The sequence below is a fragment of the Oligosphaera ethanolica genome, assembly GCF_030814695.1.
GTDB classification, from domain to species: domain Bacteria; phylum Verrucomicrobiota; class Lentisphaeria; order Oligosphaerales; family Oligosphaeraceae; genus Oligosphaera; species Oligosphaera ethanolica.
The window spans coordinates 4,946,473-4,957,727 of the sequence record NZ_JAUSVL010000001.1 but is presented as its reverse complement, the minus strand read 5'-3'; the positions used below and the strand labels follow the sequence as shown (position 1 = coordinate 4,957,727).

Genomic DNA, 11,255 nt, shown 5'->3' with positions numbered 1-11,255 from the left:
GAGCCCACGTCATGTACAAGGCACTCAAGGCAAGGCTGTTCCAGGGTCATCGCACGGGCCGTTTTCCCGCTGTGGCACCTACGCTACCAGATCATTTCCAGGGCCGGCCGCAACTCCTCGCCGGCCCCTGCCCCAAGGACTGCTCAGCCTGCCTGGACATCTGCCCCGCCAAGGCCGTCAGCGTCAGCGCCAACGGCCCGCAGATCGACACTGGCCGCTGTCTCTTCTGCGGCAAATGCGCCGCCATCTGCCCACGCCAGGCCATTGCCTTCGGCCAGGAGTACCGCCTGGCCGCCTTCGCGCGTGAGCAGCTCGTAGCGGGCGCCAGCGCTGCGGCCTGGGCGCCGCCCACTGCCGGCAACGCCCAATGCCGCGATTTCTGCGGCCAGTCGCTGAAAATCCGCCAGGTATCCGCTGGCGGCTGTGCGGCCTGTGAACTGGATTTCAACGTATTGGGCACCCTTGCCTGGGACATGGGCCGCTTCGGCATCCAAGTCGTGGCATCGCCGCGACACGCCGACTGCATCCTAGTCACCGGCCCCGTCACGCGTAATATGCTGCTGGCCCTGCGGAAGACCCACGATGCCATGCCCCGCCCGGCCTGGGTCATCGCCTGCGGCGCCTGCGCCATCTCCGGCGGCGTCTTTGCCGACAGCCCCGAGACCCACGGCGGCCTGGAGGCTATCTTCAAGCCAGACCTGTACATTCCCGGCTGCCCGCCACACCCCACGACCATCCTCGAAGGCCTACTCCGACTCATGGGCCGCAGCTGAGGTCAGCATGACGCATGCACGTCTCCAAAATACTCTCCAGAACGCCTTGACGGCGCTGCTGCCGAAAAACATCGGTCGCTTCGCCAAACGCCGCGCCAAACACCTTCGCTTCGGCGCCCGTGGCGAAAACATGGCCTGCCGTGCTCTGCAGGAGATCGGCCTGGATATCATCTGCCGCAACTACCGCGTCACCAGCGGCGAAATCGACATCGTCGCCCGGGACGGCTGCAATCTCTGTTTCGTCGAAGTCAAAACGCGCCACAAACGCCCCTTTTCACGCCCGGCCGACGCCGTCAACAACCGCAAACGCCAACGGCTGATCCGAGCGGCACAGCAGTACCTGCGCGGTATCGGCCAACCGCCCCTGCACTACACGTTCGGCATCGTCGAGGTCATTTTCAGCTCCTGGCGCTTGACCGAAATCCGCTATTGGCCGGCAGTCTTTGACGAACGCAGCGTCGCCGTCGCCAGCGGCCGCGCCGCACGCGATGCCAACGACGCCAAGCCGCTGTATATTCCCCGTCATGTTTGACTCTCTCTATATCCACGTGCCCTTCTGCGCCGGCAAATGCGCCTACTGCGCCTTCTTTTCGCTGGGCGCAGCCACGCCGGCACAGCACCGCTGCTACTTGACGGCACTGGCGGCTGAATGCCGTCGCCGGGCGCCAAATTGCGAACCACTGCAAACGATCTTCGTGGGCGGTGGCACTCCGAACATTCTGTCACCAGATGAACTGCAAGAGTTTCTTGCAATCATTGGCAACAACTTCGTCCTCGCAGCAGACTGCGAATGGACCGTCGAGGCCAACCCGGAGTCGTTGACGCCGGAAAAAATCGCCCTTCTCGCCGCCGCCGGCGTCAATCGCCTGAGCATCGGCATTCAAAGCTTCAAGGCGCAACTGCGCGAACGCATCGGCCGCCGTGGCAGCCTGGCACAGTTGCCGGCGATCATGCGCGCGGCACGCGATGCCGGCATCTCGCGCATCAACTTCGATCTGATCTTCGCCATCCCCGGCCAGACGCTCGCTGACTGGCGCGACGACCTCGCCCAAGCCCTGTCCTGGCAGCCATCCCATCTCTCGGCATACGCGCTGACACTCGAAGAAGGCACGGCCCTGGCGCAATCGCTGCAAAACGACCTGTACGACGACGACTTCGTTGCGTTCTGGGACACCAGTGACGAACTACTCGGCCAACAGGGCCTGCGTCGTTACGAGATATCCAATTTTGCCCGTCCCGGAGACGAATGTCGCCACAATCAACGCATCTGGCATGGCGCCAGCTACTTGGGCTGCGGACCGGCCGCGACGTCTTTCGACGGTCAGGACCGCTGGACCAACCCGGCCCAATTCCAGCAGTGGCTCAATGGCCGACCCCCCGAAGTCGACCACATTGACGCCGACGCCCGTGCCGCCGAAATCCTCGCCTTCGGCATGCGCTGCGTCACCGGCTGGCAGTGGGATGAATACCGCCAGCGCTGCCAGCGCGAACCCATGGCATTTCGCGGCGACGCTCTGCGCCGCCTGCAAAAACTCGGCCTGATTACCCTAGACGCCAATGGCGCCCGACCAACCCGCCAGGGGCTACTCTTCAACGACGACCTCGTCGCCGAACTGCTTTGAGGTCGAGGTCTGGCGCGGCGTCACGCCTGGGTGTTGCCGCCGTCCGCTTCGGCCAGCGCCTCGGCCTCGGCCTGCGCCACCGCCTGCTGATCACTGACCTTGCGGCGGCTGCGTTGCTGCCACCACAGACCGACCATGACGATGGCGCTGATCAGTGATACCCAACGCGTCAGTCGCTGCAGAGCCGTGCCGCGATACCACACCCGAATGACCCCTGCACCGCTGTCTTCAGGAATGAGTACCGTCACGCAATGGCGTGAACTACTGCTGACCTGGGTGGTGCGTTTACCACGCTGGTCCTTGAGTTCCGCGCCAAAGCCCTTGTACCACACCAGCGGCAATTCCACCTCACAGTCACTGCGGTTGCCCTCGTAGGTCAGCTCAATCATGCCCGGCCGCGGCCGCGTGAAACTCAGCGGTATTTCCGGCACAGCCAGCAGCTTCTCGCCACGTTCGGCGAGGTCTTCGGGCAACACGCCCTTCGGCAAATAGACCAAGCCACTGGCCTCCTGCTTGACCCCGGGCGTGAATGTGCGGAAGATGTTCTTTTCGTGGATCTTCGCCGCATACTGGTAGCAAATATTCAGCCACCATGGCGAGGCGCAGCCGACAATGAGTAGCCACAGCCAACGCCGGCGGGCAGACGCCGTGCCGTTCACAATCGTCCCCAAAGTCAGGGCCCCGCCGAGCGCCAAGCCAGCTGTCGCCGGCAAGTAAAACCGCCAGGGGAACTGAATAACCGCAAGAGTGCGCAGGGCTCCCTCCCAGGGCACAAAATGGCTGGCGCACAAGAGGCAGACTACGCCCATAAGCAACAGTGCGTCACGAAAATGCTGGGCGTTGCTGTCGCCACCACGAAAACGCAGTCGCTGGCAAAGCACCACCAGCAGGATCACGCCAATGCCCGGCGGTATCCAATGCTCAAGTTTCATAAAAGGGAATTCTAGAAAAAGACGCGGAAACGCCACGGCGCGATCCGCAATCGACCCCGTGGCTACATTACTCAGAATAAACGTGTTTGACGCCATTTGCTCCAGCAACGTCACCAGATAAAAACCGCTCAGTAGCCAGGTGAGCAACACCGCCCCAAGCACCGCGGCGATACGGCGCGGCTCGCACAAGAGTCGCACATGCCAAAAAGCCAGCAGCGCGGCGGTCACCAACGCCATAATGACCAACGACAGATTGTGCGACAGCGTCAGGCCCGCAAAACCCAATGCGAGATAGTAAAATTTGCGCCAGTCGCGATAGACGATCTCGTAAAGCCCCAGCAGTATCCACGGAAAGAACGGAAAAGCGGTCATCTCGCCCACCGCCGCACGTAGAAAGACATCCACCACAAAGTAGCTGCTCCAGGTGTAGAGCAACCCGGCAGCAAAAGCCACAAAGTGATCACGGCCAATCTTCCACGCCACCGCATAGGCACTGAAAGCATTGGCCAAGACCAACACGATCAGGAAGACTTTGTACGCGTTGACCAAACTCATGCCGCAGACGCCCAGCAACGCCACGGGATACAAAAAGAAATCGGGATAAAACAAGCCACTGGCATAGCCATAGCCCTGCAGAGCCGACGCGTTGATCATCACCGGGAACACGCCATGCCGCAATCCCTCGCACATGGCGTGAAGACGCGAAAAATGATAGTACATGTCGTGCCCCATCGGCAAGCCCGGCATCAGTAAGGGTAGAAGGCCAGCAACGCACAACACGGCCAGCAACAGCGGATAAAACCGCGCCGGACTTAGCCGCTCCAAAAGCCGATCGTGATACGAAGCAAGCACAGACACGATGTTCATAACGGACTTTCCCCACTTTGCGTGGCAACAATCAGATCACAGGCGGAAGAGGCGGAAGCATGGCTGGGCTTGTCAGCGGCGGGCGACGCCGATGCGGCAATTTACGGCCTCGCTGGGAACATGTGCGACCAGTCAATGTCTTTACAGTAGTTTTTGACGCCATGAAAACAATAGCCACGGCGCCAAGGCATAACGAAAAAAACGGCCGCCAATCCGGCCACAATACCTGAGGAGAGTATAACTATGGCAAGCGTAAAACTCTACAACAAAACTGGCGACGCCAAAGCCCAGCAAATCCAAGAAAACGTCGAGAAGAAATTCGGCTTTGTCCCGGAAGTCTTTCAGGCCATGGGCCGCAATGGCGATTTTCTTGGCTCCTTGATGCAGCTGTCGGATGTGGCTGGCAAGGGCCTCGACCCCAAGACCAAAGAGCTTATCTGCATTGCGGTCTCGGCCGTCAATGGCTGTGAATACTGCCTCAGCGCTCACCGCGCCATCGCCAAGGGCGCCGGCGCCACGGACGAGGAAATCACCGCCGCCGTTGAAGTCGCCGCCGCGATGAGCGCTTTCAACAACTTCAACAAGGCCATTGGCCTCACTATCGACATCAAATAAGTTCAACGAAGATCTTAAATAGCGAAAAACGCCCGGGACGGGCTCAGCTTGCACTTACCCGCCCCGGGCGTTTGCGTTTCCTCATGGCCTGCCATGAGGTAATACTCTGACTTTATGGCGCTGCTGGTATCCCCAGTTCTTCGCGGACGGCCTGCCAGCGGGCGGCCATTTCCTCGTCATCAATGACGGGCTGCCATCCCTGCCGCAGATAGGTCACCAGCGCCGGCTTGCGGAAGTCATCCGTGTGCAGGGCGACGTGTCGGACGCCGGCCTGGCGGTAGAAGATCAGCACCGCGGCGCAGATTTTCGTGCCGAGTTGTTTGCCGCGGTAGTCGGGATGGGCCGCGACCCACCCCAATTCGTAGTCATCGGGTGTTTCCGGGCGGAATTTGTTGGCCATGGCCGTAGCGGCGATCCGTCCCGTCTTGGCGTCGCAGGCAAAGAGAATGCCACCGGGCATGGCCTTGCCTTGCACCGTCTGTATCATGTCATCAGCCCAAGGAAAGCCTGCTGCGCGCATCAAGGCGAGATACCCGGCCTCGTCGCCATCGCGAAAGGGCCTGAGCACAAAGTCAGGCGCAAAGACCGGATCACTCAGGGCCTCTAGGCGTTCAACGGGATAACGCATCATCAACTGCCGTGCTGCCATGCTCGTTTGTCCTATTGCTAGGGTTTCATCGTGCCGCGGCGGAAAACCTGCCGCCGCCATCCAGTAACGCGGCAAAATATAGCACGGCCGCCGGCGCACAACGTCTACAAACGAAATATGCAAGGGCGCAGGTAATCGGTCACCCATTGATAATTAAGCCACAGAGCTTCTGGCTGAGTCAAACGCGCCCGTTTCCCCGGCCGCAAAGCGGCAGAAGCGCTGAAAGCGCGAAACATACCAGCCCAGGGCAAGCAGCGCTGAAAGCGCGCGCCGCCCTGGGTACAACGGCGACTACGTCCGTGTTCCTCGGCCTCTTTGGCCCCAGTCGGCGCAGCTGACTGGGGCCAAAGAGGCAATGGAACTCACTTACATCCCCGGGGTTGACGTCGGCGATATGTCTGTGCGTCCGTTCTCAATGGGTGACCGATTACCGGGCAAGCGTTTTTTTCGCCTGCCGCTGCTTGCAAAAGCGACCGTGGCGGGTAATTTAAACACGTTTTCAGATACGCCGGGGCTATAGCTCAGTTGGCTAGAGCGATACGTTCGCAACGTATAGGCCAGGGGTTCGAATCCCCTTAGCTCCACCAGTTACCAAAATCACAAGCCTGTCAGTTATTGCTGGCAGGCTTGTTTTTTTATATGCGCTAGTGTCGCGAAACAAGATGCCTGAGCCCGCTATCCTGCCCGGCTCTGCGAAAGTGCCCAAAACGTGCCTTGCTTATGCCTTGATGCTTCTTCTGGCAAGGCCTACAATTGGCGGATTTCTGCAAGGAAGGATTTGATTTCGCTCCAGAAATCATCTCCGAGGCAGTCAAACAAATCGTTATGGCTTGCATTTGGAACTGTCACCAGGTGTTTGGGCCCAAGGGAGTTGTCATACAGCAGTTTGCCATTCCGATATGGAATGACATCGTCTTTTTCGCCATGAAAAATCAGCACCGGTATTTTTTGGGTGGATAGCTTGTCGATGTTTTTGAATTTGTCTCCCGGGAGTGAAAATGGCAGTACCACGCGTATAGCTGAAGCAAGTGGCGCGCATAGCACAAGGGCCTTTGCGTCGTGCATTGACGCCAAGTGGCAGCTTGGGCCACTGCCAACAGAATAGCCGACAATGAGGATATTTGCAGGCGGCACTCCTTTCTCGTGTATCAAAAAATCATAAGCCGACTCAATATCGCTATATGCCTGCTTTGCCGACGGTTTTCCCGAAGAAGAACCGTATCCGGCATAATCATACGCCAAAACGCCATATCCCTGTAAGCGGAACTCATAACAAAGAGGCCGTATATCTTTAAGCGTTTCATAATTGCCATGACTGTAGAGGATAACTGGATAGTCCTTTTTTCCTTCCAGCCACAGGGCATCAAGTACTGCAGTCTCTGAACGAAGTTGGCAATTACCAGATGCTGAGGTGGCATCGGGAATTGGAAACAAGAGCTTGTCCATGTTGATAATGGCTATAATGGTAAAGACAGGAACAATAATCAGGACGTAACAGAGGCATCTGAAATACCATCTGGCCCAAAGCGTTTTGAAGGTTATTCTTAGCATATTACCTGTCTGTAAAGACGTGAGATCGGAAAGATGCAGAAGAGCCCGATAAGGTTCTGCATGCTGTTACTGACTCACGGTTGGGGGATGATGTGGAGGACATTTTCGGCTGTGGCTTCCAGGCATGGTGGGTTGGTGTTGAGTTCGAAGTAACCGGGGTGTTTGCTGGCAATGCCGAGTTTTTCGCCGGGGCTTCTTTTGGCGGCGTGAAGTTCTTTGGCGGCGAAGCGCTGGCCGGTGGCTTCGGCCCATAATTCGCCGCTGGTGATGATTCTGCAGGGATCGCCGGCGCGGCCGTTGTCCAGGACCACGGCGTCGATTTTGCCATCGCTGGCTCGTGCTTTACGGAAGCCGTTGGGGCCCATGAAGACCACGCCCATGCCGGCGAGGACCTCCGAGTCGTCGCGGTTTATTTTCGTGGTCAGACCGGCGAATTCGGGGTAATAGTCGCTGCCGGGGTTGCAGGTGGCCACCTCGGCGACCTTGCCGATAGCGGCGTTCATATCGGCAATGATGGCGGCGTTGTCGTATGCGGGGGGATGAAATGGGTCTGTGCCATCGTAGTTTTTTGCGAAAATGATGTCATGGTGTTTGCCGTTGATGGTGACGCCCAGCGCCTTGTGGTTTTGCGAGCAGTCGCCGAGTCTTTTGCCGAGGGCGGTGATGACTTTGCCCTTATGGTAGCTGTAGGGATTTTCCTGGATGGAACAGAGGCCGACGGCGTAGCCTGGGAGGGCGTTACCGCCGTCGCGATAGTCGTAGTCCGTTTGTTCGCCGTTGGCTATCAGGCAGTGGAAGGCCGAGGATGTCTCATCGAAGCGGACTGATGAGCCAGGGCCGGTGGTTTTGGACGTAATTTTCAGCGCCGTTCCCTTGGCGTTATACAGGTATGGGCGTGGTGGCGTGTCTCGCATGATCAGCCGGAATTCATTGTGACAAGCCGGCTGCTCGCTGATTTTGCTGAGCGTCCATTGTCCCTCGCCGATGCGGACCATGCCTTTGCCACTGACGCCTTTGAGCTCAATGGTGTTGATGGTGGCGGATCCCTGCGAGTAGAGGTAGACCAGGTCACTGACTGCTGGGCCAGCGCTAACGGCCACATTCTCATAGAGAACGTAGGCTGGTTTGGTAAAACGGTGGTTCGAACCGTGAGTGATCGGCACGAGGTTGTGGCTGTACAACGTAGAATTTTTGACCATGAAAGTCATGCCGCTTGAGAGGCCCACGCCGAGGGGGCGCGGATGGGGCCAGCGTTTCCACGATAGGCCTGAGCTGCCGTTGTGGCGAAGCATGCAGCCGTCAATGACGATGTGGGCATTGGTGGCGCTACCGCCGTACACATGGAGCACGTAGCGGATGTTTTTGGCTGTGAAGGTGAGGTCCTTCAGCGTCATGGACACGCGCGTGGTCAGTACGCAGTACTGCTGATAGGCAATATCGAGGTCGTCAGGCAGCACTGCGACAATGCCGTCTTTATCCGGATCAGTGCCGCTGATGACGAGGTGTTTTTTGGGCGGAATGATCGTTTTGTCCGAATTGATTCCGCAGGGAAGGTAATCAGCCAGCGTGGCGTGGAACATTCCGCAGAGCCTGATTTCGGCAGGATTGTCCGGCAACAATTCAGGCAGGTCCCGGATGGCTTTTTGCAGGCCGGATAGGCCATAATAATCGGCATCGGCCATTTGTGCCTGGTTTGCGGCCACTGTGATCATCCTCATTCCAGGGAGCTTTCCTAAAGTTGTGACTTGTTCGGCAAGGGCTGTTATATGGCAGCAACCAAGCAGTGCAACCAATAGGGGTAGCGATGGATTGTATCCAGTCATGGTGTCCTCAGGGGGCGGGGGAATCGACATTGCCGTTTGAACGTTTTAGCATTACGATTTAATATTGGGTATCAAGCGTTGCTTGTCGAGCCGAAGGTTGCTTGTGGCAATCCCTTACTCATTGATACCAGGACCAGCTCACAAAAACATTACGCGTCACCAGCACACTTTTATGCGAGACCTCGTCGTCGACTAACATTCACCTCGCTGCGAAGCGGCAGAAGCGCTGAAAGCGCGAAGCATACCAGCCCTGGTCAGACGAGCTCAGCAGGCTTTCCCGCCTCACCCTGGTGAGGCGGGATGCGACGTGTCATGCCTCCGGCGCAATCACTGATGTTTTTGGTCACCTGGGATGCTGCGCCCGTAATCGGTCACCCATTGAGAACGGACGCACAGACATATCGCCGACGTCAACCCCGGGTATGTAAGTGAGTTCCATTGCCTCTTTGGCCCCAGTCAGCTGCGCCGACTGGGGCCAAAGAGGCCGAGGAACACGGACGTAGTCGCCGTTGTATCCAGGGCGGCGCGCGCTTTCAGCGCTGCTTGCCCTGGGCTGGTATGTTTCGCGCTTTCAGCGCTTCTGCCGCTTCGCGGCCAGGGAAACGGGCGCGTTTGACTCAGCCAGAAGCTCTGTGGCTTAATTCTCAATGGGTGACCGATTACCTTGCCCGTCAAACTGGCGATGGCGGACATTAGTCCGCTCCGACTGCTCCGACTGCTCCGACTGCTCCGACTGCTCCGACTGCTCCGACTGCTCCGACTGCTCCGACTGCTCCGACGATTGATCGGTCCGATCGGTCCGATCGGTCCGCTCCGTCGTAATCGGTCAGTAACCACCCCGGCGCTTCGCTGGGACAATTTGCAGGAAACCCACGGCCAGTCGCCGCCCAGCCATCCGACCTTGATTTCCGCCGACCTTTGCGGCAGCGTGTTTCATAGGAGTAACCACCCCGGTGTTTTCCCCACCGGGATGGTTACTGACCGATTACCACGGCATGCCGTGCGGCTACGGAGATCTTCATCAGGGGGGCCGACACACCAGTCCGCCCCTACCCCTCGCGGCTTTGCTTTTTCGCGTGAGAAACAAAGCCTTTTTTGCGTGTGGCCCCCAATGCGGCGGCGAGACAGGCAAGCCAGGCCAGGTAGGTAACGATGAGCAGCTTCTGGCAAGTGGGCACGTAGGGCGCGAAAGGGCAGACGCGCAGTTTATGCAAGAGGAGGAACGTGCAGAATACGTCGGTCAGCGCCAGCATCCAGGCACAAGCGCCAACGCGCACTTTCACGCCCAATCGTCGACTGTAGCGGCAGATGACCAATGCGGTGACGGCCGCGCCGGCGACCGCCAGACTGCAGCCGGCATTATGCTGGAGCATGGACAGGTCTTCCGGCACAAAAAAGATGATCAGCAAGCCCGCGCAGTGCACTGCGCCAGACCAGCTGATCAGCTCCTTCTGCCAGCGTCGCCGCACCAACACGCCCAGCGCCGGATAAAAGATCGCGACGGCCAGCACAGCGATAATTAGGCCAAAGCCGAAAAGAAAATGGCTGGGTGCGTAGTGCTGGCCATTGAGGGTAATCCGTCCCAAATAGCTCAGCATGCGACGAGTCGGCTGATAGGGCCCACCGGGCATACGCCAGGCAGCGGCGACAAAGCAGGCCAGCGCGCCCAGCGCACCCGCGAAGATCACATAGGGACTCCAGCATAAGTAGCGACGCCGACGGGCATGGCCACAGGATGTCCCACGCGCACCCTGCACTAGGGCCAACGTGACGGCCACCAGCGCCAGCAGGTACGTACCGCCAATCCAGCGCCCCCAATAGCGGATCTTGAGAATGGCGCCCAGGCCAATCATCACATCGGAAAACAGCAGCGCGCCAATACCCACGATCCACGCGCTCTTACCGGACAGGCGATCGCTCAACCCGCAGGCACTGCTGAAGCTGACGATCGACAGCAGCGAATACAGACCAATGAAAAATACCAGCAGCGCCCCGGGCGTCGCCGGCACTAGCCGCGCGATATAGAGCAGACCGATGCCCAGCGCCAGGCCCAACGCGCATTTCCACGATATGCGGCCATGAGCGCGAAAGAAGCCAATCCAGCAGCACTGCGCCAGCGAAAACCCGCAGATGCCAAAGATGAACTGCACGGAGTCCAGACGCGCACCGCGATAGGCCAGGAAGTAGTCGCCGATCATGGTCGCCGCCAAGCCACCAAAGGCCAGGCCCCAGCCACGCGGCACCGGCCGCCGTCCAAAGGCCATCGCCAGACCGACCAGCAGCAGCGACGGCGTAAAGCCGGCCAGGTAGATGAAGCGACCGCTGCTGACGCTCAGCCCAAGAAACAACGCCGGTAACAGCCACAGAGCATGAATGAGATGCGCCATGTTGTCACCGACCTCCTGTTGTCCCTTTGGCTGAAC

General features: G+C 58.8%; 10 protein-coding genes and 1 tRNA gene. 6 read left to right on the top strand and 5 right to left on the bottom strand.

The annotated features are described in order from the left end of the window. Nucleotides 1-11 precede the first annotated feature (11 nt). From J3R75_RS17230 to hemW, 3 genes are read left to right on the top strand one after another with little or no spacing between them, the layout of a single operon-like run. Nucleotides 12-773, top strand: a complete 762-nt coding sequence (locus J3R75_RS17230; RefSeq protein ID WP_307264224.1) for an NADH-quinone oxidoreductase subunit B family protein — start codon at nt 12-14, stop codon at nt 771-773. 7 nt (nt 774-780) lie between these two features. After that, the gene (locus J3R75_RS17225) at nt 781-1,305 is read left to right on the top strand and encodes a YraN family protein (RefSeq protein ID WP_307264222.1); all 525 of its coding nucleotides are present in this window, start codon (nt 781-783) and stop codon (nt 1,303-1,305) included. Beyond that, nucleotides 1,298-2,395, top strand: a complete 1,098-nt coding sequence (gene hemW / locus J3R75_RS17220; RefSeq protein WP_307264220.1) for a radical SAM family heme chaperone HemW — start codon at nt 1,298-1,300, stop codon at nt 2,393-2,395. The genes J3R75_RS17225 and hemW overlap by 8 nt, the downstream gene beginning before the upstream one ends. Before the next feature lie 20 nt (nt 2,396-2,415). Here hemW and J3R75_RS17215 read toward each other — a convergent pair whose 3' ends face one another. Next, nucleotides 2,416-4,194, bottom strand: coding sequence for a putative glycosyltransferase family protein (locus J3R75_RS17215; protein ID WP_307264218.1), 1,779 nt, complete (start codon nt 4,192-4,194; stop codon nt 2,416-2,418). Between the two features lie 243 nt (nt 4,195-4,437). Between J3R75_RS17215 and J3R75_RS17210 the strand changes: the two genes are divergently transcribed. Continuing rightward, the gene (locus tag J3R75_RS17210; RefSeq protein ID WP_307264215.1) at nt 4,438-4,809 is read left to right on the top strand and encodes a carboxymuconolactone decarboxylase family protein; all 372 of its coding nucleotides are present in this window, start codon (nt 4,438-4,440) and stop codon (nt 4,807-4,809) included. Between the two features lie 112 nt (nt 4,810-4,921). On the opposite strand, the gene J3R75_RS17205 is transcribed toward J3R75_RS17210, so the two are convergent. After that, nucleotides 4,922-5,458, bottom strand: coding sequence for a GNAT family N-acetyltransferase (locus J3R75_RS17205; RefSeq protein ID WP_307264212.1), 537 nt, complete (start codon nt 5,456-5,458; stop codon nt 4,922-4,924). A gap of 355 nt (nt 5,459-5,813) precedes the next feature. Here J3R75_RS17205 and J3R75_RS17200 point away from each other — a divergent pair, with 355 nt between their 5' ends. Both J3R75_RS17200 and J3R75_RS17195 read left to right on the top strand, forming a co-directional pair. Beyond that, complete coding sequence (locus tag J3R75_RS17200) at nt 5,814-5,978, top strand: hypothetical protein (RefSeq protein ID WP_307264209.1); 165 nt, start codon at nt 5,814-5,816, stop codon at nt 5,976-5,978. After that, a tRNA-Ala gene (locus tag J3R75_RS17195) sits at nt 5,969-6,045 on the top strand. Before J3R75_RS17200 ends, J3R75_RS17195 begins: the two co-directional genes overlap by 10 nt. A 160-nt stretch (nt 6,046-6,205) precedes the next feature. Here J3R75_RS17195 and J3R75_RS17190 read toward each other — a convergent pair. The 3 genes from J3R75_RS17190 to J3R75_RS17180 all read right to left on the bottom strand — a co-directional run bounded on the left by J3R75_RS17190 (nt 6,206) and on the right by J3R75_RS17180 (nt 11,219). Next, nucleotides 6,206-6,904, bottom strand: coding sequence for an alpha/beta hydrolase (locus J3R75_RS17190; protein ID WP_307264206.1), 699 nt, complete (start codon nt 6,902-6,904; stop codon nt 6,206-6,208). Nucleotides 6,905-7,083: 179 nt separating this feature from the next. Next, the gene (locus tag J3R75_RS17185) at nt 7,084-8,727 is read right to left on the bottom strand and encodes a hypothetical protein (protein ID WP_307264203.1); all 1,644 of its coding nucleotides are present in this window, start codon (nt 8,725-8,727) and stop codon (nt 7,084-7,086) included. Nucleotides 8,728-9,881: 1,154 nt separating this feature from the next. Next, complete coding sequence (locus tag J3R75_RS17180) at nt 9,882-11,219, bottom strand: lysoplasmalogenase family protein (RefSeq protein ID WP_307264201.1); 1,338 nt, start codon at nt 11,217-11,219, stop codon at nt 9,882-9,884. Nucleotides 11,220-11,255: the final 36 nt, after the last annotated feature.

Excerpts from the sequence above, each read along its gene's own strand:
- J3R75_RS17230 (WP_307264224.1), top strand. The coding sequence starts at position 12 with ATGTACAAGGCACTCAAGGCAAGGCTGTTCCAGGGTCATCGCACGGGC.
- J3R75_RS17225 (WP_307264222.1), top strand. The coding sequence starts at position 781 with ATGACGCATGCACGTCTCCAAAATACTCTCCAGAACGCCTTGACGGCG.
- hemW (WP_307264220.1), top strand. The coding sequence starts at position 1,298 with ATGTTTGACTCTCTCTATATCCACGTGCCCTTCTGCGCCGGCAAATGC.
- J3R75_RS17215 (WP_307264218.1), bottom strand. The coding sequence starts at position 4,194 with ATGAACATCGTGTCTGTGCTTGCTTCGTATCACGATCGGCTTTTGGAG.
- J3R75_RS17210 (WP_307264215.1), top strand. The coding sequence starts at position 4,438 with ATGGCAAGCGTAAAACTCTACAACAAAACTGGCGACGCCAAAGCCCAG.
- J3R75_RS17205 (WP_307264212.1), bottom strand. The coding sequence starts at position 5,458 with ATGGCAGCACGGCAGTTGATGATGCGTTATCCCGTTGAACGCCTAGAG.
- J3R75_RS17200 (WP_307264209.1), top strand. The coding sequence starts at position 5,814 with ATGGAACTCACTTACATCCCCGGGGTTGACGTCGGCGATATGTCTGTG.
- J3R75_RS17190 (WP_307264206.1), bottom strand. The coding sequence starts at position 6,904 with ATGGACAAGCTCTTGTTTCCAATTCCCGATGCCACCTCAGCATCTGGT.
- J3R75_RS17185 (WP_307264203.1), bottom strand. The coding sequence starts at position 8,727 with ATGAGGATGATCACAGTGGCCGCAAACCAGGCACAAATGGCCGATGCC.
- J3R75_RS17180 (WP_307264201.1), bottom strand. The coding sequence starts at position 11,219 with ATGGCGCATCTCATTCATGCTCTGTGGCTGTTACCGGCGTTGTTTCTT.